General features: G+C 56.7%; 20 protein-coding genes. 16 read left to right on the top strand and 4 right to left on the bottom strand.

What is annotated here, in order from left to right; translation table 11 throughout:
• Positions 1-128 precede the first annotated feature (128 nt).
• The 7 genes from AC3DKS_RS10220 to AC3DKS_RS10190 all read left to right on the top strand — a co-directional run bounded on the left by AC3DKS_RS10220 (position 129) and on the right by AC3DKS_RS10190 (position 11,572).
• On the top strand, positions 129-3,143 hold the full coding sequence (locus AC3DKS_RS10220; protein ID WP_015753443.1) for a SusC/RagA family TonB-linked outer membrane protein: 3,015 nt from the start codon (positions 129-131) through the stop codon (positions 3,141-3,143).
• Positions 3,144-3,154: 11 nt separating this feature from the next.
• Positions 3,155-4,690 carry a RagB/SusD family nutrient uptake outer membrane protein gene (locus AC3DKS_RS10215; RefSeq protein ID WP_041326971.1) on the top strand — a complete coding sequence of 512 codons (1,536 nt, stop codon included), beginning with the start codon at positions 3,155-3,157 and terminating at the stop codon, positions 4,688-4,690.
• Positions 4,691-4,708: 18 nt separating this feature from the next.
• Positions 4,709-7,096, top strand: coding sequence for a LamG-like jellyroll fold domain-containing protein (locus AC3DKS_RS10210; RefSeq protein WP_272606971.1), 2,388 nt, complete (start codon positions 4,709-4,711; stop codon positions 7,094-7,096).
• 94 nt (positions 7,097-7,190) lie between these two features.
• A complete protein-coding gene (locus AC3DKS_RS10205) occupies positions 7,191-8,561 on the top strand; it encodes a glucoamylase family protein (protein ID WP_041326972.1) in 1,371 nt (456 codons plus the stop codon).
• Positions 8,561-9,943, top strand: a complete 1,383-nt coding sequence (locus AC3DKS_RS10200) for a glucoamylase family protein (protein WP_474731673.1) — start codon at positions 8,561-8,563, stop codon at positions 9,941-9,943. The genes AC3DKS_RS10205 and AC3DKS_RS10200 overlap by 1 nt, the downstream gene beginning before the upstream one ends.
• Entirely contained in the window at positions 9,933-10,715 is a 783-nt protein-coding gene (locus AC3DKS_RS10195; RefSeq protein ID WP_474731675.1) for a carboxylesterase family protein, read from the top strand. Before AC3DKS_RS10200 ends, AC3DKS_RS10195 begins: the two co-directional genes overlap by 11 nt.
• On the top strand, positions 10,712-11,572 hold the full coding sequence (locus tag AC3DKS_RS10190) for an endonuclease/exonuclease/phosphatase family protein (RefSeq protein WP_474731677.1): 861 nt from the start codon (positions 10,712-10,714) through the stop codon (positions 11,570-11,572). The genes AC3DKS_RS10195 and AC3DKS_RS10190 overlap by 4 nt, the downstream gene beginning before the upstream one ends.
• Positions 11,573-11,655: 83 nt before the next feature.
• On the opposite strand, the gene AC3DKS_RS10185 is transcribed toward AC3DKS_RS10190, so the two are convergent.
• Positions 11,656-12,414, bottom strand: a complete 759-nt coding sequence (locus AC3DKS_RS10185; RefSeq protein WP_015753450.1) for a sulfite exporter TauE/SafE family protein — start codon at positions 12,412-12,414, stop codon at positions 11,656-11,658.
• A 67-nt stretch (positions 12,415-12,481) separates the two neighbouring features.
• On the opposite strand from AC3DKS_RS10185, the gene AC3DKS_RS10180 reads away from it, so the two are divergent.
• Together AC3DKS_RS10180 and AC3DKS_RS10175 are read left to right on the top strand one after the other, a co-directional pair.
• Positions 12,482-14,314 carry a sodium:solute symporter family protein gene (locus AC3DKS_RS10180; RefSeq protein ID WP_015753451.1) on the top strand — a complete coding sequence of 611 codons (1,833 nt, stop codon included), beginning with the start codon at positions 12,482-12,484 and terminating at the stop codon, positions 14,312-14,314.
• Between the two features lie 87 nt (positions 14,315-14,401).
• Positions 14,402-15,490 carry an acyltransferase family protein gene (locus tag AC3DKS_RS10175; RefSeq protein WP_474731678.1) on the top strand — a complete coding sequence of 363 codons (1,089 nt, stop codon included), beginning with the start codon at positions 14,402-14,404 and terminating at the stop codon, positions 15,488-15,490.
• Positions 15,491-15,558: 68 nt separating this feature from the next.
• Here AC3DKS_RS10175 and AC3DKS_RS10170 read toward each other — a convergent pair whose 3' ends face one another.
• A complete protein-coding gene (locus AC3DKS_RS10170; RefSeq protein ID WP_474731680.1) occupies positions 15,559-16,158 on the bottom strand; it encodes a riboflavin synthase in 600 nt (199 codons plus the stop codon).
• 58 nt (positions 16,159-16,216) lie between these two features.
• On the opposite strand from AC3DKS_RS10170, the gene pdxA reads away from it, so the two are divergent.
• From pdxA to AC3DKS_RS10135, 7 genes are all read left to right on the top strand, one after another.
• Positions 16,217-17,293, top strand: coding sequence for a 4-hydroxythreonine-4-phosphate dehydrogenase PdxA (pdxA, locus tag AC3DKS_RS10165; protein ID WP_474731719.1), 1,077 nt, complete (start codon positions 16,217-16,219; stop codon positions 17,291-17,293).
• A 68-nt stretch (positions 17,294-17,361) separates the two neighbouring features.
• Positions 17,362-17,895, top strand: a complete 534-nt coding sequence (locus AC3DKS_RS10160; RefSeq protein ID WP_474731681.1) for a YceD family protein — start codon at positions 17,362-17,364, stop codon at positions 17,893-17,895.
• Between the two features lie 4 nt (positions 17,896-17,899).
• Entirely contained in the window at positions 17,900-18,097 is a 198-nt protein-coding gene (gene rpmF / locus AC3DKS_RS10155; RefSeq protein WP_015753456.1) for a 50S ribosomal protein L32, read from the top strand.
• Between the two features lie 164 nt (positions 18,098-18,261).
• The gene (locus AC3DKS_RS10150) at positions 18,262-19,257 is read left to right on the top strand and encodes a beta-ketoacyl-ACP synthase III (RefSeq protein WP_272606974.1); all 996 of its coding nucleotides are present in this window, start codon (positions 18,262-18,264) and stop codon (positions 19,255-19,257) included.
• 28 nt (positions 19,258-19,285) lie between these two features.
• The gene (accB, locus tag AC3DKS_RS10145; RefSeq protein WP_015753458.1) at positions 19,286-19,780 is read left to right on the top strand and encodes an acetyl-CoA carboxylase biotin carboxyl carrier protein; all 495 of its coding nucleotides are present in this window, start codon (positions 19,286-19,288) and stop codon (positions 19,778-19,780) included.
• A 39-nt stretch (positions 19,781-19,819) separates the two neighbouring features.
• Positions 19,820-21,178 carry an acetyl-CoA carboxylase biotin carboxylase subunit gene (gene accC / locus AC3DKS_RS10140; RefSeq protein WP_015753459.1) on the top strand — a complete coding sequence of 453 codons (1,359 nt, stop codon included), beginning with the start codon at positions 19,820-19,822 and terminating at the stop codon, positions 21,176-21,178.
• A 41-nt stretch (positions 21,179-21,219) separates the two neighbouring features.
• Positions 21,220-22,338: an NAD(P)/FAD-dependent oxidoreductase gene (locus AC3DKS_RS10135; protein ID WP_474731682.1), complete on the top strand. Its 1,119-nt coding sequence runs from the start codon at positions 21,220-21,222 to the stop codon at positions 22,336-22,338.
• A gap of 4 nt (positions 22,339-22,342) precedes the next feature.
• On the opposite strand, the gene AC3DKS_RS10130 is transcribed toward AC3DKS_RS10135, so the two are convergent.
• Both AC3DKS_RS10130 and AC3DKS_RS10125 read right to left on the bottom strand, forming a co-directional pair.
• Positions 22,343-23,320: an ABC transporter ATP-binding protein gene (locus AC3DKS_RS10130; protein ID WP_474731683.1), complete on the bottom strand. Its 978-nt coding sequence runs from the start codon at positions 23,318-23,320 to the stop codon at positions 22,343-22,345.
• A gap of 54 nt (positions 23,321-23,374) precedes the next feature.
• A complete protein-coding gene (locus AC3DKS_RS10125) occupies positions 23,375-25,528 on the bottom strand; it encodes a prolyl oligopeptidase family serine peptidase (RefSeq protein WP_474731685.1) in 2,154 nt (717 codons plus the stop codon).
• Between the last annotated feature and the right edge of the window lie 47 nt (positions 25,529-25,575).

The raw sequence follows: 25,575 nt of genomic DNA, 5'->3' as shown, positions 1-25,575 counted from the left end.
GGAGACGCCGCATAGCGGGCATTATCGCCAGTTGAAATCCTGTTGTATTCATGAAGAGTTTATTTCTTACCTGTCCCGGAATCAAATTTGATAATTTAGTAGAAATCTAACTCAATTATTGAATAATTATGAAAATAGGCAAGCAATTATTGCTGATTTGTCTTTTGCTGACGTTCTTCGGGGCCCGTGCGCAACAGGGGATAAATGTAACGGGAACCGTCTCCGACGCCATGGGACCCCTGCCAGGGGCAAGTGTGGTAGTCAAAGGGACTACCAAGGGAACCCAGACGGATTTTGACGGAAACTACGAATTGAGCGGAGTTCAACCGGATGCTATTCTGATTTTCAGCTATATCGGGTTTTCCACCCAGGAAATTTCGGTAGACGGCCGGACGGACATTTCGTTAACGCTTCAGGAAGATACCCAGGCCCTGGACGAGGTGGTAGTCATCGGATACGGCACGCAGAAGAAATCCGATCTTACCGGGTCAATTGCAACCGTTAAAGCGGAAGAAATTGAGAAAACGCCGGCGGCTAACGTCATGCAATCCTTGCAGGGCAAGGTTTCCGGGGTTCAAATAGTCAGTGCCGGGTCCCCGGGTGATTCCCCCACGGTCCGCATCCGGGGTGTGGGCACCTACGGGGATGCCACGAATGTACTCTATGTGGTGGACGGGATGTTCTACAGCAACATCGACTTCCTCAACCCCAAGGATATTAAAACGGTAAACGTGCTGAAGGATGCATCTTCCTCCGCAATCTATGGCGTGCGTGCGGCTAACGGGGTCATAATCATCGAGACCAAAGACGGCGCCCTGAATCAGAAACCGGTAATTGAATACGACGGGTATACCGGGGTGCAGGTAGCACAGAATGTGGTAAAAATGGCCAATGCCGAACAGTTTGTGACCATGGCCAACGAATCGGGATCGGCCGCCGATGTCCAGTTTGTACTCAACGCCATGCAGCGGTACGGCAGGAGCCGGGTGAACCCGAACATCCCGGATGTCAATACAGACTGGTACGACGAGATCATGCGCCAGGGGATTATTCAGAACCACAGCCTGAGTGCGACGGGAGGCGGGGAGAACGTCTCCTATTCCCTGGGGACCAACTACTTTTCCCAGGAGGGCCTGCTGGATATGAAGAATGAATACGAGCGTTTCAATATCCGCGCCAAGGTAGATGCCAATTTGAGCGACAATATTAAGGTAGGGGTAAATAATATTTTCAGTAATGCCACCCAATACCGCCCGGAGAATTCTGCCTGGTTCAAGGCGTATTTTGCAGTGCCGATCATACCGGTTATCGACCCGTTGAATACTGCAGCCGACCCAACGCCATACTCCAATGCCCAGCTCCTGGGATACCGGGGCACGCAAAACCCGTTCCCGGATATGGAATTCAACAACAACCGGTTGAAGATCCGGAAGATCCTTACGAGCGTTTACCTGCAGATGTTCTTCTTTGACGGCAAAGTCAATTACAAGTCCACATACAACCACGATTTTTCCTCCCTGGAGGAGCGGTATGTCAACCTGCCTTACCTGTTGGGCAACAATGTGGAACGCATCTCCCAGATTACCCGGGTGCAGAACAACTTCTCCAATCAAATCTGGGACAATACGATCACCTATACGGATTCCTACGGGGACCACGACCTCACGGTTCTGCTCGGGTCGTCCTACCGGGATGAATCGCGCAATACCTTCCGGGCCACGGGGCAGGACATCACGGGGATTGACCTGGAAACTTCATGGTTCCTGGATTTTGCCAACGGGGAATCCTTTATCAACAATGTAGGCGAAAGCGGAAACCGGTTCTACGGGCTCTCCTTTTTCGGTCGGGTTTCCTACGACTTTAAGGACCGGTACCTCCTGTACGCAACCATGCGGGCCGACGGTTCTTCCAAGTTTACCCTGGATCCCTGGGGGTATTTCCCTTCGGTGGGGGCCGGATGGGTTATTTCGCAGGAACCCTTTATGGAGAACAATAGCGTTTTCGATTTCCTGAAATTGCGCGCCAGCTGGGGGAAGCTCGGTAATGACAATGTCAGCGCCAGTGCCGGCTCCAATACCATCCAGGTTATCCAGGCTGCCCTGGACGACCAGCCTGCAGAAGGGGTGGTATCCACAAACGTATTTTCCAACAATACCTGGGAGGTTATCGAAGAGATGAATTTTGGGCTGAATGCGGTATTCTTCGACAACCAGTTGTCGCTGGATGCGGATTACTACATTCGGGATACGGAGAATGCCATCCTGCCCGTCTTTGTTCCGATCGTCAACCTATTTGTCGACACAAATGCAGGGGTAATCCGAAACCAGGGGCTGGAACTCAACCTCAACTGGACGAAACAGGTAAGTGATGATTTTAATTATACGATTGGCGCCAATTTCACTACCTTAAAAAACAAGGCCACCCAGTTGCCCGACCCGGGGTATATCGACGGAGGGACGGCGGAATTCCGCCAGCGCACGCAGCTGGGTGGTCCGCTCTTCGCCTTCTACGGGTATGAGACCACCGGGGTTTACCAGAACCAGGCGCAAATTGAAGCCGACCCGGCAGTAACATCGGCGGATGTCGTCCCCGGGGACCTGATCTACAAGGACCAGAACGGGGACAATATCATCGATGATGACGACCGCGTGATCATCGGCTCCATCCTTCCGGATTTTACCTTTGGCGGCAATGTGGGGGTGGATTATCGCAACTGGGGGTTTTCGATGAACTTCTACGGACAGATTGGTAACCAGATCCTCAACCGGAAAAGGGGGGAGGTCATTTTTACCAACGACACGAATATGGATGCCGACCTGGCCATCAACCGCTGGCACGGAGAAGGCACCAGCAACACCTATCCCTCGTCCGCCGGCCTGCGTAAAGGCTGGAACCAACGGCTCAGCAACTTCTGGGTGGAAGACGGGGATTTTTTCCGAATCCAGAACATCCAATTATCGTACACCATCCTGGGTGATAAACTGGGCGGGAATATGCCGGACACCAAGCTCACCCTGACGGCCGAACGGCCATTTACCTTCTTCGACTATAATGGGTTTAACCCCGAAGTGCCCGATGGCGTGGACCGGCAGACGTATCCGGTGCCAGCCGTCTACACCCTGGGAGTGAACGTTAAATTTTAAAAAATTGCAAGATGAATACCAGAGAGAAACTATTTAGAATTTGTGCGCCGGCGCTGGTAGTGCTCCTGGCGGCGTACTCCTGTACGGACCGCCTGTACGAACAGGAAGGCCAGCTCAACACGGCCGATGTGGATTACACGGCCACTGAAAATATGATCGACCCGCTGGTGGGGGCGTACTACGAATTTGCCACCCGGGGCTGGGAGGAACCCCTATTGCTGAGCGTGCGCGGGGACGATGTGAACGCGGGCGGCCTTGGCGACCAGCAGGACTTCGCGGAAACCGACCTGTACAATTACAACAAGGATTATTGGATGTACAATTCCCTGTGGCAAATCCATTACCGGGATATCGTCAACATGAACAATGCCATGGATCAGATCCTCCAGTACCGCGAATTCGCGGACCCGTCCGACTACGACCTGGCGGACCAGTACGTAGCCGAAACCAAGGTGTTGCGCGGCTGGCTCCACTTTAACCTGGCCCGGGTTTGGGGGGACGTATTCATCATTGAAACCGCCCAGCCCACAAAGGAGATTGAGAAGGGCGTCGCTTCCAAGGATGAAGTGATGCAGTATATTTCAGACCTGATGGATGAAGCCATCCCGGACCTGCCTGCCGTCCATCCGGCAGATCGGCCGGATATTCCCGGGGGGGTTACCCGGTATACGGCTTACGCCCTCAAGGCGATGGCCAACCTGGAGCTCGGCAACTACCAGGCCGTTGCCGACGCATCGGCCGCAATTATTAATTCGGGCACCTTTGAACTTTACCCGGACTACTACCAGTTGTTTAAAAAACCCGGGGAACTCAGTTCCGAAAATATCCTGGAAATGCAATTCTCCGATTTTGGCCAGGAAACCGGGGATACCTTTTACCACCTGTATGCACCTTTTGGCCCGCAGAACTGGACGCCTGCCCGGGAGAACGCATCCGGGGGCTGGGGCTTTTACGAACCCAGCATGAAGTTTATCAAGCTGATGCTGGACCGGGGCGAAACCGTCCGGCTGGAAACCAGCGTACTCTTTACCGACCGGGGCATCGCCGAAATCCAGGCCGACCCGGATTACGCCACCCTGCCTGCGTTTGTCTCGAATACCACCCGGGACGGAGATGTAATTGAGGACTATCCCAGGGCATTGTTTGCCAGCGGGAAACACTACCTCCCGTCCGTGCAGCTCACCCCGGGCCGTAACGATTACGGCGGGGGCAAAAACCTCATCTGTATCCGGTACGCCGAGATACTTTTAATGTATGCCGAAGCTGTAACGCGGGGGGCGAACCCCTCCGGCTTATCCGCGGATGAGGCGGTGAACCTGGTGCGCGCCCGGGCGGAAATGCCCCCTCTTACGGGGGTGACGGCCGATCAGGTAATGGAGGAGAAACTCGCTGAGCTCGGCATGGAATGGGGGATTCGCTACTACGATATGATCCGTCTGGACAATTACGCGGAGCTCAGCTACGACGGCCGCACCTTTTCGCCTGAGGACGAATTGCTCCCCTATCCGCAGGCGCAGGTGGATGCCCTCCCGTTGGGCGGAGAATAACTAACTAAACGACTCAAGATGAAAAACGCATTTTATTTTATAGCCCTACTGACCGGCCTTTTCGCGGTGTCCTGCGAGGAAGGGATCGACCCGATTACCAGAGTGGATCCCGGAGCGGATGCCTCTGCGCCGCAAATTACAATTCACGCTCCGGCGGAAGGCGTGGAGATCCAGGTTTTCGAGGAGGTTACCTCGCTCACCATCGACCTGGAGGTCACCGACGACATCGAAATCGCTGAGGTGCGCGTCTTCCTCGACGGGGAGCAGATCGCCTTTTTCAACTCGTTTAAGGACTACCGGATCTTCCTTGAGGAATTTACATACGACCAACTGGAAGATGGGGACCACACGCTCCGGGTGGTAGCTACCGACATCGACGGAAAGACATCAACCGAGGAAATAAACTTCAGCAAATCTCCTCCCTACCAGGCCCAGTTTGCCAATGAAAGATTTTACATGCCCTTCGACGGCAACTATATGGACCTGATTAGCTTTCAGGAGGCCGAAGTGGTGGGGGACCCCGGATTTTCCGAGGAGGCCTATGTAGGGCCGTCCGCCTACTCAGGGGCTGAGGATTCCTACCTAACCTTCCCGATGGACGGCCTCAAAAACCAGGAGTTCAGCGCCGCATTCTGGTACAAGGTAGACAGCAGCCCGGACCGGGCCGGCATCCTCATCGTCAGCGACGATACGGACCGGAATCAGGGCTTCCGCCTGTTCCGGGAGGGATCTGCGGATGAGCAGCGCATCAAACTCAACGTGGGGACGGGAACAGGTGAAAGCTGGAATGACGGAGGCGTGATCGACGTGACTGCCGGTCAATGGGTGCATGTCGCCTTCTCCATCTCGGCTACCGAAACCACCATCTATTTCAACGGGGTGGAAATGCTTTCGGCCACCCTGTCCGCGCCTATCGACTGGGCAGGTGCGGAAACCCTCTACATCGGGGCTGGCGGGCCCACCTTTGATTACTGGGACCATAAATCGGACTACTCGGCCATCGATGAATTGCGGATATTCGACAAGGCCCTGACGGCAACGGATATCCAGATCATGATCAATGCGATCAATCCCTATATCCCGACGTTCCCGGGGGAATCCCTTTATATGCCCTTTGACGGGGATTACATTGACCTGGTTGGCAGCCAGGCCGCTTCCCAGACCGGGTCGCCCGGGTTTACGGACGACAGTCAGGAAGGCAGCCAGGCGTTTTCCGGAGCGGCGGATTCCTACCTGACCTATCCGTCGGACGGGCTTACCAGCAGTTCTTTCAGCGCATCTTTTTGGTATAAGGTCAACGCCGACCCGGACCGCGCAGGGATCCTGGTAATCGGGGATGACGAAACAGACCGCAACCAGGGCTTCCGCCTGTTCCGCGAGGGTTCCGCCACGGAGCAGCGCATCAAGCTAAACGTAGGTACCGGCGGGGGCGAAAGCTGGAACGACGGGGATGTGATCGACGTCACGGCCGGGGAATGGGTGCATGTCGCCTTTACCATCGGGCCGGATGAAAGCGTCATTTACTTCAACGGCCAGCCTGTCAATTCGGCGGCCCTGTCTGCCCCCATAGACTGGACCGGGGTGGGCGACTTTGTGATCGGGGCCGGCGGGCCCACCTTCAGCTATTGGAATCACTTGTCCGACGCCAGTAGTATGGATGAACTCCGCTTTTACAGCAAGGAACTCACGCCGGAAGAGGTGATGGAGGTTTACGGTGGTGGGTACGCACCGGCAGAAGGGGAAGTTTTCTATCTCCCGTTCAATGGGTCGTATAACGACCTGGTCGGAGGCGTCTCCCCAACGGTTGAAGGCATGCCCGGATTCGCAGGGGAAGCAGCCGGCGGCACGGATGCCTACGCAGGAGCTGCAGACTCTTACCTGACCGTCCCTGCATCCGGATTGACCGCGTCCACCTTCAGTGCTACCTTCTGGTATAAAATGAATGCCGATCCCACCCGGGCAGGGATTCTGGTCATCAGCCCGGAAGACACAGAAAACGCCGGGTATCCGGACACCCAAAACCTTCGGACCAATGGGTTCCGGTTCTTCCGCGAAGGGGATGCCACCCGCCAGGTATTCAAACTCAATGTAGGCACCGGGGACGGTGAGGTTTGGGTAGACGGTGGAGACAATGCTGCCCTTGATCCCGCCACGGACACGCAGTGGGTACATTTTGCCTTCACAATTTCAGAGTCCGAGGCGGTGGTCTATATCAACGGGGAAGTGGCTGCCAGCAACGGCATTTCTGGGATTGACTGGAGCGGGTGCGACTTCTTCAGTATTGGATCCGGCGACCCGCGATTCAATGAATGGGGCCATCTGGCCGATCTGAGCTACCTGGATGAGCTGCGCTTTTACAACAAGGCGCTCACCCAGGAGGAAGTGCAGGCCAATATGAATATGTAATCTTTTGGAACGCATCCCTGCCTTCCGCAGGGCCCGGATAGGGCTTCCGGACCGGAGGGCAAACGTTTGCGGAATAGTTTGATTTAGTTAGTTTATGAAGTTAGTTAGAGAGTTGGTTTTCGGGGCTGTTGTGTTTTTAGTAACGGGATGCAACGGCCCCAAGGCCGACAATTCGCTGCAGACGCAGCCGGATAATAAAACCGGAATTACAACGGCCGACAGCAAGTTGCTCGATTCGGTCCAACGGCAGACTTTCAATTATTTCTGGGAGGGCGCCGAACCGATTTCCGGCCTTGCCCGGGAGCGCATCCACATGGATAGCATTTATCCTACACACCATAAAGATATTATAACCATCGGCGGATCCGGTTTTGGTCTGATGGCCATCCTGGTGGGGGTTGAACGCGGCTTCATTACCCGCGATCAAGCCCTGGAGCGCTTTGAACAGGCAATTGGTTTCCTCGAAATGGCCGACAGATTCCACGGGGCGTGGCCCCACTGGCTCAATCCCGATGGGTCTGTGGCCCCCTTCAGCCAAAAAGACAACGGGGGCGACCTGGTGGAAACAGCATTCCTCGTACAGGGCCTGCTTACCGTCCAGGAGTATTTTCGCGGGGGTACAGAGCGTGAGCGCCAGCTGGTGGAACGGATCCAGGCCCTGTGGGAGGGCGTTGAATGGGATTGGTATACGAAAGGCGAATCCGTCCTCTACTGGCATTGGTCGCCGGAATACGAATGGGAAATGAACTTCCCCGTGGGCGGATATAACGAAGCGCTGATCATGTACGTACTGGCTGCGGCGTCGCCCACCCACCCCGTAGGAAAAGAAGTGTATACAAACGGATGGGCCCGGGGAGGGGCTATCGCTAACGATACCGTCTATTACGGCCTGCCAACCGTCCAGGACCACTACGAGCACAGCGATGCCCCAGTGGGCCCGCTATTTTGGGCCCATTATTCCTACCTCGGGTTGGATCCCCGCGGCCTGGAGGACGGCTTTGGTTCGTATTGGGACCTGACCAGCAACCACGCCCGCATCCACTACCTGTATTGTGTAGACAATCCGGAAGGCCACCAGGGGTATGGTACGGATTGCTGGGGCCTGACCTCGAGCTATTCGATGAAAGGGTACGCCGGGCACCGACCCGGGATGGATCCGGGGGTCATATCGCCCACGGCCGCTTTATCCTCCATGCCCTACACCCCGGATGAAAGCATGGCGTTTCTCCGGCACCTGTACAAAGACCACGACAGCCTGATTGGCCGGTTTGGCCCCTACGACGCCTTCAGTGAAGCCGAAAACTGGTACGTTCCACGATATCTGGCCATCGACCAGGGACCTATCCCGGTCATGATTGAGAACTATCGGAGCGGTTTGCTGTGGAATTTGTTTATGGAGCATGCCGAGGTGCGCAAGGGCCTGTTGAATCTGGGATTCTCCTCTCCGAAAATCCAGTCGGAATAATGCGGTGGCTGCTCACGATCTGGTTCGCACTCCTGCTTGCGGCCTGTAGTAAAGATACCTCAGGAGGGCCTACAGGGGAGTCGCAACTACCCCCCGAACCTGAGGAACCGGGGTCGGAAGTTCCGGCTATATCGGACGAGGAATTGCTGACCCTGACCCAGGAGACCACCTTTGCCTATTTCTGGGACTATGCAGAAGCCAACTCGGGTGCTGCAAGGGAGCGCTATCACCCGGAAGACCTATCCAATGACCCGAATACTGTCACCACCGGCGGTTCGGGATTTGGGCTGATGGCAATCCTGGTGGGGATTGAACGCGGTTTTGTTAGTCGGGAAGCCGCGGTTGGCCGGTTGGAGCAAATTCTCGATTTTTTTGAATCGGCGGATCGGTTTCACGGGGCGTGGCCCCATTGGCTTGACGGCATGGACGGAACGGTCCGGCCATTCAGCACCATGGATAATGGGGCGGACCTGGTGGAGACGGCCTTTTTGGCCCAGGGGCTGATATGTGTCTCGGAATATTTTAAAAGCGGCAGCGATCGGGAAAAAGCCCTCGCAGCCCAGGCAGATGCCCTCTGGAAAAGCGTGGAATGGAACTGGTTTACAAATGGGGAACAGGTACTCTACTGGCATTGGAGCCCGCAGTACGATTTTGCCATTAATCTGCCCCTTACCGGTTATAACGAAACCCTTATCGCGTATGTGCTCGCCGCAGCCTCCCCGGATTTTTCTATTGACCGGGAGGTATATTCACAGGGCTGGGCCCGAGACGGCGCCATTGCCCCGGGTCCGACGGCCTACAACTACCCCCTCGTATTCCGGCATAGCGGCAACCCGTCCCGGGGCGGACCGCTTTTCTGGGCGCATTATTCCTACCTGGGCCTCGACCCCAGGGGACTGCGAGACGCCTATGGGGATTACGGCACGGCCGCGGAAAACCATGTCCGGGTAAATTACCAGTACTGTCTGGAAAATCCGAAAAACTTCGTAGATTATGGTCCGGATTGCTGGGGCCTGACGGCCAGTTATACCCGGAATGAAGACGGAGGGATCGGATACAGTGCCCACAGCCCGTCTAACGACACGGGGGTCATTTCCCCAACGGCCGCTATTTCCTCCATCCCGTATACGCCGGAGGAATCGTTACGGGCCTTGCATTACTTTTACAGTCATAAGGACCGGCTACTGGGCCCCGCAGGGTTTTATGACGCTTTCAGCCCCCACTACGGATTCTGGGTTGCAGATGCCTACCTGGCTATCGACCAGGGGCCGATTATTGTTATGATAGAAAACTATCGCACCGGGCTGTTGTGGGATTTGTTCATGCGGAACCAGGACGTGCGCAACGGACTCGATAAATTGGGTTTCAACTATGGAAATTAACAAATGGATTGCGGGCTTACTCCTGCTAGCCGGGTTTACAGCCGGGGCACAAATGGAATCCCCATATGAAAAGAAAAGATTTATTCAGGGCGCGGACACCCTGAATTACCGCCTGTTGATGCCGGAGCACTTCGACCCGACGGAAGAATACCCGGTAGTACTCTTCCTTCACGGGGCGGGGGAACGCGGATCGGACAACGAGAAACAGCTCACCCACGGCAGCAGCTTGTTTACAAGCCCGATCAACCGGTCGGCCTTTCCTGCCATCGTCCTGGCGCCACAGTGCGCATCCGGCGATTATTGGGCACAGGTGGAAGTGGATCGGTCATCCTATCCCATCGGACTCGACTTCCAATACGAAAAGGGGCCTACCCGGTCCCTGGGCCTGGTGATGGAACTGCTGGATTCATACCGCAGATTGCCGTATGTGGACAACACGAGAATCTACATCATGGGCCTCTCCATGGGGGGAATGGGGACCTTTGAATTGCTGCACCGCCTCCCGGATGTCTTTGCGGCGGCCGTACCCATTTGCGGGGCCGGCGACCCGGAAACCGTGGCGGGTTATGCGGATAAGGTACCCCTCTGGATTTTTCACGGGGCCGTCGACCAGGTGGTGGCCCCGGATCACTCCCTGCACATGGTCAATAAGCTATTCGATGCGGGAGCCCGGCCGGGGTTCACGCTTTACGATCGGGTGAACCACAATAGTTGGGATTACGCCTTTGCCGAACCGGAATTGCTGCCCTGGCTTTTTTCGCATAAAAAATGAAGAGATCACTTCGCCTCCCATCCGTACTGCTGCTCTCCATGGCTTTTCTGTTAAGTAGTCCAACGGCTAACGCTCAGGAGCTAACCGCCATGTCCTACAACATCCGCTACGACAACCCTGCGGACGGCCGCGACAGCTGGGATCAGCGGAAGGAATTTCTCATTGCCCAAATCGCATACCACGCCCCGGACGTGGTGGGTACCCAGGAAGGACTCCTCCACCAGTTGCGGGATATGGAAGTAGCGCTGGAGGGATATGCCTTTTTTGGCAAAGGCCGCGACCAGGGGGACGAGCAGGGGGAACACACGGCAGTGTTCTACAACACCGGGCAATTGGAGCTGCTGGAGGAGGAAACGTTCTGGCTCTCCGAAACCCCGGAGGTACCCTCCAAGGGCTGGGATGCTGCCCTGAACCGCGTTTGCACCTACGGCCGTTTCCGGCACCGGCCCAGCGGTAGGGAATTTTACCTGTTCAATACGCATTTCGACCACGTGGGGAAGGCAGCCCGCAGGGAAAGCGTCAGTTTGATCCTCCGGCAGATAGCCCGGGTAAACGCCGCGGGGCTCCCGGTGGTGCTGATGGGCGACCTGAACCTGGAACCGGATTCGGCCCCCATCCGCCAGCTCGCCGATTCCATGGACGATGCCTTTGACCAAGCCGGGCAGGCCGCCTATGGCCCGCCTGGCACCTTCAACGGGTTCGATTGCACCCAGCCGGTTACCCGCCGTATCGATTATATCTTTACCGGCCCCGGGGATTTCACGGTCCGCAGCCATGCCATCCTCTCGGAGTTTACCGGCCTCGGGTTCCCGTCGGACCACTTCCCCGTCCTGGCACGCCTGGAATTTTCGGAGTAATCCCCGCCGGCAAAGGAGTGACCCTCCCCTGCAGAGGACTAAACCCCGTTTGAAAAATAGAATTGCAGTAATAAAACCAGCTTTTATCGCAAGAGGATGAGTACGGCGCCCGCGGCGGTAAGGATCAGGATCAGCCGGCGGAAAAAGCCTTCCCGGATTCGTCGGACCAGCCAGATGCCGGCGAGCAGGCCCAGCGCCAGTCCGGGCAGGAGCCCCAGGCTGATTTTCAGGGCCTCCGCATCGATCGTTTTCCAGACGAAGATGTGGAAGGGGAGTTTAAAGACATTGATGATCAGGAAGAGCCAGGCGGCGGTGCCGATAAATTCGTTTTTCGGGAGGCGCATGGCCAGGAAGTAGATATTGGAGAACGCACCTGCCAGGTTGCCGATCATGGTGGTAAACCCTGCGAGAATCCCCACGAAGCCCCCAAAGGCCCAATGGGTGGGGACGCGCTGGGACTTCCTGAGGTCCCACCAGGCCATGACCCCCACACTCCCGATGATGATGGCGGCCATGGCCCATTTAAACAGGGTTTCTGGCAGGTCCTTCCCCACCCAGACGCCGATAAGGATCCCCCCGATCATCCAGGGGAGGAATTTGATGATATAGGACCAACGGGTATGGCGGTGGTAGTAGATGACGGCAAAGATGTCTCCAACCACCAAAATAGGGACCAGCAGGCCGGTGGATTGGCGCGCTCCCAGGGCCAGGGCCAGGACGGTAACCGACAGGACGGCGGTGCCTTTGATGCCCGCTTTGGAAAGCCCCTGGATAAAAATCGCCAGCAGGGCGAGCAACCAGGCGGTGAGGGTCAGATCGGAAAAGAGGAGGTCCTGGGGCATTGGTTGGTGCAAGTACCTCAAAGGTATCCCAAAAAATAATATATTTAGCCCTAACCATAACCAAACTATGCAGCTCAGCTCCCTGGATTACGCCCTGATCATCGGGTTCTTCGCAATCGTACTGACCATCGGGATCGTCGTTTCCAAACGGTCCGGCAAAAACACCGCAGAGTATTTCCTTTCCGGCCGCAGTATGCCCTGGTGGCTCCTGGGATTTTCGATGGTGGCCACCACCTTTTCCACGGATACCCCGAATCTGGTAACGGACATCGTCCGGAACAACGGGGTTTCCGGCAACTGGGTCTGGTGGGCCTTCCTCCTCACCGGCCTCCTCACTGTTTTCGTCTATGCCAAGCTCTGGCGGAAATCCGAAGTGCTCACAGACATGGAGTTTTACGAACTCCGCTACGGGGGAAAACCGGCCAAGTTCCTGCGGGGTTTCCGGTCTATCTACCTCGGGCTGTTTTTCAACATCATCACCCTGGCGGCCGTCCACCTGGCGGCTATCAAAATCGGCGGGATCATGCTCGGGTTGTCTTCCGTGCAGACCCTGCTCATCGGCGGGGTCATTACGGTGACTTTCAGTGCCATCGGGGGCTTTCGCGGAGTCGTCTACACGGATTTCGTGTTGTTTTTCGCCGCGATGATCGGCGCCATCTGGGCTTCGTATTACCTGGTGAACCTGCCCGAGGTGGGCGGGATTACCCAGCTGATCAACCACGAGAACGTGGCCGGCAAACTTTCCATCCTCCCGGATTTCTCGGACACCGAAGCCCTGATCGCCATATTGATCATTCCCCTGGCGGTACAGTGGTGGAGTTCCTGGTACCCCGGGGCCGAACCCGGGGGCGGGGGGTACATCGCCCAGCGGATGCTTGCCGCCAAGAACGAGAACCACGCCGTGGCCTCTACCTTCTTTTTCAATATCATGCACTATGCGCTCCGGCCCTGGCCCTGGATTTTGGTGGCCCTGGCCTCCCTGGTGGTCTATCCGGACATCGCCTCCATCCACGAGGCCTTCCCCCATATCGAGGAGAGCAAACTGGGCCACGACCTGGCGTACTCCGCCATGCTCACCAAGTTGCCCAGCGGGCTGCTGGGCCTCGTCCTGGCCTCGCTGGGCGCAGCGTATATGAGTACGATTTCCACCCAGCTCAACTGGGGGTCGTCCTACCTGGTCAACGACTTCTATAAGCAAACCGTGCGAAAGGACGCCTCCGAGAAGGAGCTCGTGAACATCGGCCGGTTGTCCACCGTCGTGCTGATGGTGGCCAGTGCCATTTTGGCGCTGCTGCTGAACAACGCCATCCAGCTATTCGAGATCCTGCTCATGTTCGGGGCAGGGACCGGACTGGTTTATATCCTCCGGTGGTTCTGGTGGCGGATCAATGCCTGGAGCGAAATATCCGTGATGTTTGCGGCGGCTTTTGTGAGCCTGTTCCTGACGTTTTCGGATGCCTCCGAGACGCTGTTCGGCTATACGGATGCTGCCGGGGTTTTTGTACCCGGGGCGTTGCCTGGCTGGTCGCGATTCATCGTGATTGTCCTGGTGGTCACCGCGGTCTGGTTGGTAGCCACCCTGCTGACCCCGCCGGAAAAAAAGGAAGTCCTTTACAGCTTTTATAAAAAAACGCAACCCGGGGGCCCCGGCTGGCGGAAAATCGTCAACCAGGCGCGGGCAGAGGATACGGCCATTGTGGACGGGGGCAAAAAATGGACGGTGCCCTCCGGCATCCTCGCCATGCTGCTGGGCTGCGTATTGGTCTATGGCTGTATGTTCGCCACGGGGAACTGGATCTACGGAAATTACGGTCTGGCCTCCGGGCTGACGGCAGCGGTAGTGGTGGCAGCATTATTACTGGCCCGGGTCTGGAAGTCGCTTAAGGGGGATATTTTATAATCATTCAGCCAGTTTTCCCGCCAATTTGTGACGGTCCGGAACAACGATTAAAGAGAGAGAACCAACCCAGAAAAACAAACCAAAGCCATGAAAGAACGCATTGTCTCGGTCGACATATTCCGGGGGCTCACCATTGCCCTAATGATCCTGGTAAACACCCCGGGGACCTGGGAGGCCGTCTACGCCCCTTTTCGCCATGCGGATTGGCACGGATATACGCCCACGGACCTGGTCTTCCCGTTTTTCCTGTTTATCGTCGGGACGTCTATTGTCTTCGCCTACCGCAACAAGCAACCCGATGCGGCTACGCACCGCAAGATCGTCGTCCGGACCCTCAAACTGATTTTACTCGGCATCTTCCTGGGGGCCTTTACCGTGGAGCCGCCGTTTTTTGAACCTTTCAGCGAGATCCGCTTCCCCGGGGTGCTGCAGCGGATCGGGGTGGTATTCTTTGCCGCCGCCCTCTTGTTTTTGCATACGAATTACAAGACGCTCCTGGCCATAACCGTGGTGATCCTGCTGGGATACTGGGTCTGGATGGCATTTATTCCCCTCGGGGGCGAGCCGCCTTCCCTGGAGCGGGTGCCCAACAACTGGGCCAACTATATCGATGTCCACGTATTCGGGAGCCACACCTATAAGCCGGATTACGACCCGGAGGGCCTGTTGAGCACGTTGCCGGCCATCACCTCGGCCCTTCTGGGCATCTTTACGGGGCGGGTGCTCGTCTCGGACCGGGCGAACAAGACGCAGTGGATGCTGCTGGCCGGGGCGGCCCTGTTGGCGGCCGGCTCCATCTGGGGCCTGGTTTTCCCTGTCAACAAGGCTTTATGGACCAGCAGTTTTGTCCTGGTTACGGCCGGCTGGGCCAACCTGTTGCTGGCGCTGATCTACTATCTCACAGATGTGAAGAAGATGCAGTTTGGGAGTATTTTCCGCTACGCCGGGGCGAATGCCATCACGGTGTATTTCCTGTCGAGTTTTGTGACAAGCCTTTTCTATCAGATACAGGTGGACGAAGGGCTCAGTGTCCACGGCTGGCTCTTCCGGAATATCTATGTACACGAATTCCTGCCTTTGGCGCTTTCCTCCCTGCTATACGGGTTGACGGTGATGGGCTTTTACCTGTTGCTCGGCTGGTGGCTTTACAGGAGAAAGATTTTTATCAAGGTCTGACCGCGGCCGTATCGGTTTGCAACGACATCTTTTCCGGTTCCGGGCACGATGCAGGGAGCAGCTGATTATCAGGCCTGCGGCCTGTGCGGCTCCATCAGCCGGGCCACGTACTTCCCAATCATATCGAATTCCAGGTTCACCCGGGTGCCCGGGGCGTATTCGCAGAATCTTGTGTGCTCGTAGGTATAGGGGATGATCGCAACACTGAAGCTGCCGGGGGAGGAGTCCACTACGGTCAGGCTCACCCCGTCCACGGTTATGGACCCTTTCTCAATGGTGACGCGGCCCGGCCCCGGCTCGTAGTCAAACCGGAAAATCCAGCTCCCGTCCTGTTGGCTAACCCCGGTGCACCGGCCCACCTGGTCCACGTGCCCCTGGACAATATGCCCGTCCAGGCGGGCGCCCAGCACCATGGCCCGTTCCAGGTTCACCCGGTCGCCTTCCCGGAGGTCCCCCAGGTTGCTGCGGCTGAGCGTTTCGGCCACGGCGGTGACGGTATAGGTAGTCCCTTCTATGGCCACCACCGTCAGGCAGACCCCGTTGTGGGCCAGGCTTTGGTCGATTTTGAGTTCCGGGGTCAGGGACGACTCCAGGGTGATGTCGAGGTTTGACCGGTCCTTTTGGATCCGGGTAACGGTGGCGAGGGTTTCGATGATTCCGGTAAACATGGTACAGCTAAATTGAGTAATTTTGGGCAGCTTCAAACAGCACAAAGGTACACTATTCATGGAGGACGACGGGCAGCAAATTAAGGTGGGGATATCAGTTGGGGATCTGGGAGGCATTGGATGTGAAGTGGCCCTCAAGACGTTTTCGGACCCGCGGATGCTCGATTTCTGCACGCCCGTATTCTTCGCCTCCGGCAAGACCATTTCCCACCAGAAGGCGCATTTTGGCCTGGACATCGGCTTTCAGGGAGTTGGGGACGCTTCCGGGGCCATCCCGGGGAAGGTCAACGTGGTCAACGTTTGGAAAGAACATCCGGAAGTACCCTTCGGCCGGGCCAGCCAGACAGGGGGCGAATACGCCATCCAGTCGCTGCAGGCGGCGGTGGACGCCCTGAAAAATGGCGCCATCGACCTGTTAGTCACCGCCCCCATCGATAAGAAAACCGTCCAGAGCGACCAGTTCAGGTTTCCGGGACACACGGATTACCTGGCCCGGGAACTGGGAGGGGAAAGCCTGATGTTCATGGTGACCGAAGGGCTGAAGGTGGGGTTGCTCACCGACCACGTGCCCGTGAAGGACGCCCCCGCCCTGATCACCCAGAAATTGATTTATTCCAAGGTGCAGGCCATGGAGGAATCCCTGAAACGGGATTTTGCGATTCGCAGGCCCCGGATCGCCGTGCTGGGCATCAACCCGCACAGCGGGGACGAGGGAGTGATTGGCCGGGAGGACGAAGAAGTGCTCAAGCCCGCACTGAGGAAACTCACCGACGGGAAGCACCTCGTCTTCGGCCCCTATGCCGCCGACACGTTTTTCGCCTCGGACAATTACCGGGAATTTGACGGTATCCTGGCCTGTTACCACGACCAGGGCCTCATCCCGTTTAAAACGCTCGCTTTCGGGAAAGGGGTGAACTTTACCGCGGGCCTGTCCCGGGTGCGCACCTCCCCGGACCACGGCACCGCCTATGACATTGCCGGCAAAGGCAAGGCCGACCCGTCGTCTTTTGCGGAAGCCGTTTTCACCGGGATTCGTATTTTCCGCAACCGGAGGGAGTACGACCGGCTTACCAGCAACCCGCTTCAGAAGCAGAAACTAAAGCGCTCTGGCAAGGGCCGTGAGGGCCAGAAATAGTTTATCGAATAATTGGGTTTTCGCAAAAAAAAGATATCTTTGCACGCCCTAATTGAATGGAGAGAACGATGAAGAACAAGGAATTCGACATTCCTTTTTCGGGTCTGAAGCAGGGGAAGCATCATTTTGAGTATCAAATTGACAATACGTTCTTTGATTCTTTTGACTACGACGAATTCAACGCTTCGGATATAGCGGTCGTCGCTGTCCTCGAAAAGATGAGCACCATGATGGAGCTCACCATGCAGGCAACCGGTTCGGTGCACGTCAATTGCGACATCACCAATGAACCGTTCGACCAGCCGGTGGCGGGCAACCTGAAACTGGTTGTGAAATTCGGGGAGGCTTTCAACGACGAGGACGATGAGATCCTGGTACTGCCCCAAGGGGAGCACCAGTTCAATATCGCCCAGTACGTTTTTGAAATGCTGGCGCTCGCCGTGCCGTCCAAACGGATTCACCCCGGGGTGGCAGACGGCACCCTGGACTCGGAAGTACTGCGCAAGCTCGAGGAATTGCAGCCAAAAGAAAACAACGAACAAAAGGACGATACGGATCCCAGGTGGGATGCATTACGAAATTTATTAACGGACAAAAAATAACAGCATGGCACATCCTAAGAGAAAGATCTCCAAGACCAGAAGGGATAAGCGGCGTACGCACTACAAAGCCACCAACCCGACGCTGGCCAAGGATCCGACAACCGGAGAGGTTCACCTGTACCACCGGGCCCACTGGCACGAAGGCAAGCTTTATTACCGCGGCCAGGTCCTGGTAGACAAGACCGAAGAAGGAGCCGTATAACCAAAGCGCAAACCGCACAGACACTCTCACTTTTCCAGGTGGGAGTTTTTTTATGCCCGGCAGAAGCCCGAAAAAGGCGGATTATTGGAAGAAAGTTCCAAATAATCCTTAATTTTCAACGATTTTGAACCGTTTTTGGGTTCCTTGCGATAAAACAGCACTACATGAGCAGTATTACGGCAGCGATTACCGCTGTGGGGGCCTATGTTCCCGAATACCGATTGACCAATGCCATCCTGGAGACCCTGGTGGACACGAATGACGAATGGATCACCACCCGAACGGGTATCAAGGAACGCCGGATTCTCAAAGATCCGGATAAAGGGACTTCCTTTTTGGCCATCAAGGCTGCCCAGGACCTGATTGAGAAACGGGGGCTCGACCCGGCTGAGATCGACATGGTCATTGTGGGAACGGCCACCCCGGATATGCCGGTGGCCTCTACGGCCGTGTATGTGGCCTCGGAGATCGGGGCTGTCAACGCCTTTGCATACGACCTGCAGGCGGCCTGTTCGAATTTTTTGTACGGCATGTCCACGGCAGCCCGCTATATCGAATCAGGGCGCTATAAGAAAGTGCTGCTCATCGGAGCTGACAAGATGTCTTCGATCATCGATTACGAAGACCGGACAACATGTATTATCTTCGGGGACGGCGCAGGTGCCGTGTTGTTTGAGCCGAATCCAGACGGGCTCGGTTTGCAGGACGAATACCTTCGCAGTGACGGTAAGGGACGGCAGTTCCTCAAGATCGAGGCGGGCGGTTCCTTGATGCCCCCCACGGAGGAAACGGTTCGCGAAAAAAAGCACTTTGTCCGCCAGGACGGGAAGTCGGTCTTTAAGTTTGCCGTCTCCAACATGGCCGAGGTATCGGCACTCGTAATGGAACGCAACGACCTCACCCATGAGGACGTGGACTGGCTGGTGCCGCACCAGGCCAATAAGCGCATTATCGATGCCACGGCGCACCGGATGGGCCTGGAGGCCGAAAAGGTGATGATGAACATCGAACGCTACGGAAATACCACGTCTGCCACGCTGCCGCTGCTGCTCAGCGATTACGAAAAGCAGCTCAAAAAGGGCGACAGTCTTATATTTGCAGCGTTTGGGGGAGGGTTTACGTGGGGAGCCATCTACCTGACCTGGGCTTACGATTCATAAAACCGAACACTATACTAAACCGAAATCCATGGATATCAAAGAAATTCAAAGTCTGATCAAGTTCGTGGCCAAATCCGGAGCCAGCGAAGTGAAGCTCGAAACGGATGAGATCAAGATCACGATCCGCACCGGATCCGACAAGGATGGGGAACCCACTTATGTGCAACAAATTCCCATGGCGGCTCCTGCCATGCCGCAACAGGCTCCGCCTGCAGCACCCGCCCCGGCCCCGGCGGCCGCGTCCGGAGAGGCAGATGCCAAGAAAGAAGGGGACGATTCCAAGTACATCACCATCAAGTCGCCGATTATCGGGACATTTTACCGGAAACCTTCCCCGGACAAACCCCCGTTTGTGGAAGTCGGGGACAGCATTTCCAAGGGCGACGTACTTTGCGTGATCGAGGCCATGAAGCTCTTCAACGATATTGAATCGGAAGTATCCGGAAAGGTCGTCAAAGTACTGGTAGACGACTCCTCCCCGGTAGAATTCGACCAGCCCTTGTTCCTGATCGACCCGTCTTAGACCGGGGTTTCGCATTAACTAACAGACAACAAGCGCACTATGTTTAAAAAGATTCTGATCGCCAACCGCGGAGAGATTGCCCTGCGCATCATCCGCACCTGCAAGGAGATGGGTATCAAGACGGTCGCGGTGTACTCCAAGGCCGACGAGGAAAGCCTCCATGTCCGGTTTGCAGATGAAGCCGTTTGTATCGGTCCGGCCCCGAGTAACCAGTCCTACCTGAAAATCCCGAACATCATTGCGGCTGCGGAAATCACCAACGCGGATGCAATCCATCCGGGCTACGGCTTTTTGTCCGAGAACTCCAAGTTTTCCAGGATTTGCGCCGAACACGAGATCAAATTCATCGGTGCGACGGGCGACCAGATCGACCGTATGGGGGACAAGGCATCTGCCAAGCAGACGATGAAAGAGGCCGGGGTGCCTACCATCCCCGGCTCCGACGGCCTCCTGAAGGATGCGAACCACGCGCTGAAGGTGGCCAAGAAAATGGGATATCCGGTTATGATCAAGGCTACTGCCGGCGGCGGCGGAAAGGGTATGCGTGCCATCTGGAAAGAGGAGGAGCTCGTAAAACAATTTGAGAGCGCCGTCAAGGAAGCGGAAGCGGCCTTCGGCAACGGGGGGATGTATATGGAAAAGCTCATTGAGGAGCCCCGGCATATTGAGATCCAGGTAGTTGGCGACCAGTATGGCAAGGCCTGCCACCTCTCCGAGCGGGACTGCTCCATCCAGCGACGCCACCAGAAGCTCACCGAGGAGACCCCTTCTCCCTTTATGACGGATAAACTCCGGGATGCCATGGGGAAGGCAGCCGTCCGCGCAGCCGAGTTTATCAAATACGAAGGGGCGGGGACCGTGGAATTCCTGGTAGACAAACACCGCAACTTCTATTTTATGGAGATGAATACGCGGATCCAGGTTGAACACCCGATCACCGAGCAGGTTATCGATTACGACCTGATTCGCGAACAGATCCTCGTGGCAGGGGGCGTGCCGATATCCGGTAAAAATTACACCCCGAACTTGCACTCCATCGAATGCCGGATCAATGCGGAGGACCCCTACAACGGGTTTCGTCCATCTCCGGGCAAGATCACGACGCTGCATACGCCCGGCGGGCACGGTGTCCGGCTGGACACCCACGTGTACAGCGGGTACACCATTCCGCCCAACTACGATTCGATGATCGCCAAGCTGATCACCACGGCCCAGACGCGGGAAGAGGCCATCAACAAGATGAAGCGCGCCCTGGATGAATTCGTAATCGAAGGCATCAAGACGACCATCCCGTTCCACCGCCAGCTTATGGACCATCCGGATTACCTGGCCGGGAACTACACCACCAAATTCATGGAGGACTTCGAGATGCAACCCGAGCCCTCCGAGGACGACTGACGGAGCCATCCACGGCCCCGTAAACCGGCAAGAACCGCGCTATGAGCCCGAGCTACTGGGAAATTGAATCCTGGCTTACCGACGTGGATTTTTGCGTGGTGGGCAGCGGCATAACCGGCCTGAGTTGTGCCCTGGAACTTCGAAAAAGCCATCCCGGGGCCAAAATCCTCATTCTGGAACGGGGCATCCTGCCCGCCGGAGCCAGCACCCGCAATGCGGGTTTTGCCTGTTTTGGCAGCCTAACCGAGATCCTGGACGATTTGCAGTCCCATACGGAAGATGAAATTGTCTCTCTGGTTTCCAACCGGTTCACGGGCATCCGGATGCTGCGCCAACGGCTGGGCGACCAGGCCATAGATTTCCGGCAGTACGGAGGCTACGAGGTTTTCCGGGAAGCGGATAAAGAGGTGCAGGAGCACGCCCTGGAGGCCATGGATCGAATCAACCGGATGCTGCAACCGGTTTTCGGCCGGCCGGCCTTTGAAATCCGGCCGGGGGAATTTGGGATGGCCGGCATCCAGCCCGACGCCGTCTGCAACCCGTTGGAAGGACAACTCCATACGGGCCGGATGATGCAGGCCCTGCTGGGCAAAGCCCGGGAGGCGGACATTTGCTTGCTCAACGGGGTGGAGGTAACCGGGTTTGAAGACCTGGGGGACCAGGTAGGCATCCGGACTTCCGCATTCGAATTTGAGGCGGCGAACCTGCTGCTGGCGACTAACGGGTTTGCCGGGCTGCAAACCGGACTGGACCTGCAGCCTGCACGGGGCCAGGTACTTATCACAGAACCCGTACCCGGGCTGGCCCTCCGCGGGAGCTTCCACCTGGACCGGGGCTATTTCTACTTCCGAAACGTCGGCGACCGCGTACTCCTGGGAGGCGGCCGCCATTTGGACAAACCCGGGGAAACCACCACGGACCTCGGTCAGACCCCCGGCATACAACAAGCCCTGGAAGACCTGTTGCACAGGGTTATCCTTCCCGGGCAGGCCGTCCGGATAGCACAACGGTGGAGCGGGATCATGGGCGTGGGCTCCCGTAAGAAGCCCATCGTCCAAAAACTGTCCCCCCACGTATTTTGCGGGGTCCGCCTCGGGGGTATGGGGGTTGCCATCGGCAGTCAGGTAGGCGCCGACCTGGCGGCCCTGGCCACGACCTGACGAATCAGATCGGCAACCGCTTGTTGATGGTCTCCAGGGAAACATTCAGGAAAATGTTCTCCCCTGCCTCCAGGGCTTTTTCCGAATTGAAATACACCCCTTTTTCGCCTTCCATTCGTCCATATACCCGGTAGTAGCCGCCCATGTAGTAGGAGTGTTCCACAGAGACCTCCAGGCCGGACTTTTGCGATACGCGCAGCTCGTGGGCATAGACGATGATGTTCCGGGTGGTGGAAGCGTAGGATTTCAGGATATTGATCGGGATCAGGTTGGCTTCGCCCAGCAGATAGGCCGTATAGAGGCGGGCGGGTTGTTCAAAGATTTCCCGGGTGGGGCGCAGGTCCAGGATCTCCCGGTCCCGCAGCACCATCACCCGGTCGGCAAAGGGCAACACGTCGTTGTGGTCGTGGGTGGCGCACAGGCAGCTGATCTCCTCCCGCTTCAGGTATTCAAACAGGTTGCGGCGGAGTTTGTTCCGCCGGAAATGATCGATGTGTCCAAAGGGCTCGTCCAGCAATAACAGTTCCGGCTTTTGGGCCAATACCCGGGCCAGGGCCACGCGTTGCTGCTGGCCCCCGCTGAGGTATCGCACCTGTTTGCCGCGGTAGGCAGTGAGCTCCATGGTTTCCAGGAGTTCCTCCGTCCGGCGGGCCGTTTCCTCCGGGTAGTGTACCGACAGGAATTTGGCGATGTTTTCCTCCACGCTGATAAAGGGCATCAGGTCGAAGTCCTGGGCCAGGTACTTCATAAAAGGCGCACCCGGCAACAGCTGGTAGGCCGGACCCTTGATGGCGTGGTCCTTCCACCGGATGCTTCCCTGCTCAAAGGGGAGTTCCCCGTAAATGAGCTTTAGCAGGGTGCTTTTCCCGCAACCGCTCTCGCCCATGACTGCCATGAGTTCACCCCGGCCCAGTTGGAACCCGATGTCCTCCAGGACGGTTTCCGACTCATAGGCAAAACTTAGAGATTCAACTGTCAGCATAAACAAAAAAAATCCGCTTCTTAAGAAACGGATTTTCAGGTATTTTATTGATCGTTATTCCTTGAAATCTTTGAGTGCTGCCTGGTTGGGCAACTCCTCGTACCCCATATTGTAGAAGGTAAACCCGAAAATATCGGCGTACTGTTCAATGGTCTTGCTGATGGGTGTGCCGGCCCCGTGGCCCGCATTCGTCTCAATGCGGATCAGCACCGGGTTTTCACCAGCGTGTTTCTCCTGGAGCGTGGCGGCGAATTTGAAGCTGTGGGCGGGCACTACCCGGTCGTCGTGGTCTGCGGTGGTCACCAGGGTAGCCGGGTAAGCGACCCCCTCCCGGATGTTGTGCAGGGGCGAGTATCCCTTCAGGTACTCGAACATCTCCTCGCTCTCCTCCGAGGTCCCGTAGTCATAGGACCATCCGGCCCCGGCGGTAAAGGTGTGGTAGCGCAGCATATCCAAAACCCCGACGGCCGGCAGGGCCACCTGCATGAGGTCCGGACGCTGGGTCATGACCGCCCCCACGAGCAGCCCCCCGTTGGAGCCGCCCCGGATGGCCAGTTTGCCTGCGGAGGTGTACCCTTCCGCAATCAGGTATTCGGCCGCAGCGATAAAATCGTCAAACACGTTTTGCTTGCTTGTCTTGGTCCCCGCGTCGTGCCATTTTTTCCCGTATTCGCCTCCCCCCCGGATATTCGGGACCGCATAGATGCCGCCCTGTTCCAGCCAGACTGCATTCGAGGTGCTGAAGCCCGGGGTAAGGCTGACGTTAAACCCGCCATACCCGTAGAGGATGGTGGGGTTGTCCCCGTTTTTTTCCAGGCCTTTTTTGTGGGTGATGATCATCGGGATCCGCGTGCCGTCGGCCGACTCGTAGAACTCCTGGTTGGAGACGTAGTCGTCCGGGTTAAAATCGATGTCCGGCTTCCAGTAAAGCTCGTATTCCCCGGTTTCCACGTGGTACTTATAGGAGGATCCCGGGGTGTTGTAGTTGGTAAAGTAGAAGTAAAACTCTTTTTCTTCTTTTTTGCCGCCAAAGCCGCTGGCACTGCCCACCCCCGGCAGGGGCACTTCGCGCACCAGGTTGCCCTGGTAGTCGTATTGCAGGACCTTGGAAATCGCGTCCACCATGTATTCGGCAAAGAAGTAACCGCCCCCGGTATTCGGGCTCAGAACATTTTCGGTTTCCGGGATAAAGTCCACCCAGTTCTCCGGCCCCGGATCGGACGCATCCACCGTGACGATGCGTTTGTTCGGCGCGTCCCGGTCCGTGACAATATAGAGTTTCGACCCGGAATTTTCGATCACATAGCTATCGGATTCCTCGTCCCCGACAATGGTTTTCAACCCGGAACCAGGGTCCTGCAGGTCCTGGATAAACAATTTATTGCCGGAAGTCGTATTGGCCGCCGAAAGGATCAGGTAGCGCTGGTCTTCCGTCACCGAGGCCCTGATATAGCGGTGCTTTTGGTCTGGGGTGCCCCCAAAGATCAACTGGTCCCCGGCCTGCGGCTGCCCGAGTTGGTGGAAATAGACCTTGTGCTGGTCCGTCCTGGCCGAAAGCTCGCTGCCTTCCGGCTTGTCGTAGCTCGAGTAGTAGAAGCCCTCGTTGCCCCTCCAGGAAACCCCGCTGAACTTGATGTCCACCAGGGTGTCTTCGATGATTTCCCGGCTGGCGGCGTCCATGACGATCACCTTGCGCCAGTCGCTGCCCCCCTCGGAGATGGAGTAGGCTACCCGGGAGCCGTCTTCTGTAAAGCTCAGGCCGGCCAGGGAGGTGGTGCCGTCCTCCGAAAAGGTGTTCGGGTCCAGGAAAACCTCGGGGTCGCCCGTTTCCCCCTGGCGGTAGAGGACATACTGGTCCTGCAGCCCGTCGTTTTTGTAGAAGTAAGTCTTCCCGCCCTCTTTGAACGGGGTGCCCAGCTTTTCGTAATTCCAGAGCTTTTCAAGTCGCTGGCGCAGGGCCTCCCGGTAGGGGATGCCGTCCAGGTACCCGAAGGTGACTGCGTTCTGCCGCCGGACCCAGTCTTCGGTTTCCGGGCTCCGGTCGTCTTCGAGCCAGCGGTAAGGATCGGCCACTTCCGTGCCGAAATAGGTGTCCACAGTGTCGACTTTCGCAGTTTCCGGGTAGTTTATGGCCATATTCGTTTCGGTTTGATTTTGGCAGGCCGTGAGCAGGAGGCCCAGGCACAGGATTGCGGTGGTGTGTTTCATGGAGGGTGGTTCAGAAAATCGGACTAAAATACCACAAAAAACGGCCG

The sequence above is a fragment of the Robiginitalea sp. genome (assembly GCF_982776155.1).
This window is presented reverse-complemented; position numbering and strand designations above follow the sequence as displayed.

Excerpts from the sequence above, each read along its gene's own strand:
- AC3DKS_RS10220 (WP_015753443.1), top strand. The coding sequence starts at position 129 with ATGAAAATAGGCAAGCAATTATTGCTGATTTGTCTTTTGCTGACGTTC.
- AC3DKS_RS10215 (WP_041326971.1), top strand. The coding sequence starts at position 3,155 with ATGAATACCAGAGAGAAACTATTTAGAATTTGTGCGCCGGCGCTGGTA.
- AC3DKS_RS10210 (WP_272606971.1), top strand. The coding sequence starts at position 4,709 with ATGAAAAACGCATTTTATTTTATAGCCCTACTGACCGGCCTTTTCGCG.
- AC3DKS_RS10205 (WP_041326972.1), top strand. The coding sequence starts at position 7,191 with ATGAAGTTAGTTAGAGAGTTGGTTTTCGGGGCTGTTGTGTTTTTAGTA.
- AC3DKS_RS10200 (WP_474731673.1), top strand. The coding sequence starts at position 8,561 with ATGCGGTGGCTGCTCACGATCTGGTTCGCACTCCTGCTTGCGGCCTGT.
- AC3DKS_RS10195 (WP_474731675.1), top strand. The coding sequence starts at position 9,933 with ATGGAAATTAACAAATGGATTGCGGGCTTACTCCTGCTAGCCGGGTTT.
- AC3DKS_RS10190 (WP_474731677.1), top strand. The coding sequence starts at position 10,712 with ATGAAGAGATCACTTCGCCTCCCATCCGTACTGCTGCTCTCCATGGCT.
- AC3DKS_RS10185 (WP_015753450.1), bottom strand. The coding sequence starts at position 12,414 with ATGCCCCAGGACCTCCTCTTTTCCGATCTGACCCTCACCGCCTGGTTG.
- AC3DKS_RS10180 (WP_015753451.1), top strand. The coding sequence starts at position 12,482 with ATGCAGCTCAGCTCCCTGGATTACGCCCTGATCATCGGGTTCTTCGCA.
- AC3DKS_RS10175 (WP_474731678.1), top strand. The coding sequence starts at position 14,402 with ATGAAAGAACGCATTGTCTCGGTCGACATATTCCGGGGGCTCACCATT.
- AC3DKS_RS10170 (WP_474731680.1), bottom strand. The coding sequence starts at position 16,158 with ATGTTTACCGGAATCATCGAAACCCTCGCCACCGTTACCCGGATCCAA.
- pdxA (WP_474731719.1), top strand. The coding sequence starts at position 16,217 with ATGGAGGACGACGGGCAGCAAATTAAGGTGGGGATATCAGTTGGGGAT.
- AC3DKS_RS10160 (WP_474731681.1), top strand. The coding sequence starts at position 17,362 with ATGAAGAACAAGGAATTCGACATTCCTTTTTCGGGTCTGAAGCAGGGG.
- rpmF (WP_015753456.1), top strand. The coding sequence starts at position 17,900 with ATGGCACATCCTAAGAGAAAGATCTCCAAGACCAGAAGGGATAAGCGG.
- AC3DKS_RS10150 (WP_272606974.1), top strand. The coding sequence starts at position 18,262 with ATGAGCAGTATTACGGCAGCGATTACCGCTGTGGGGGCCTATGTTCCC.
- accB (WP_015753458.1), top strand. The coding sequence starts at position 19,286 with ATGGATATCAAAGAAATTCAAAGTCTGATCAAGTTCGTGGCCAAATCC.
- accC (WP_015753459.1), top strand. The coding sequence starts at position 19,820 with ATGTTTAAAAAGATTCTGATCGCCAACCGCGGAGAGATTGCCCTGCGC.
- AC3DKS_RS10135 (WP_474731682.1), top strand. The coding sequence starts at position 21,220 with ATGAGCCCGAGCTACTGGGAAATTGAATCCTGGCTTACCGACGTGGAT.
- AC3DKS_RS10130 (WP_474731683.1), bottom strand. The coding sequence starts at position 23,320 with ATGCTGACAGTTGAATCTCTAAGTTTTGCCTATGAGTCGGAAACCGTC.
- AC3DKS_RS10125 (WP_474731685.1), bottom strand. The coding sequence starts at position 25,528 with ATGAAACACACCACCGCAATCCTGTGCCTGGGCCTCCTGCTCACGGCC.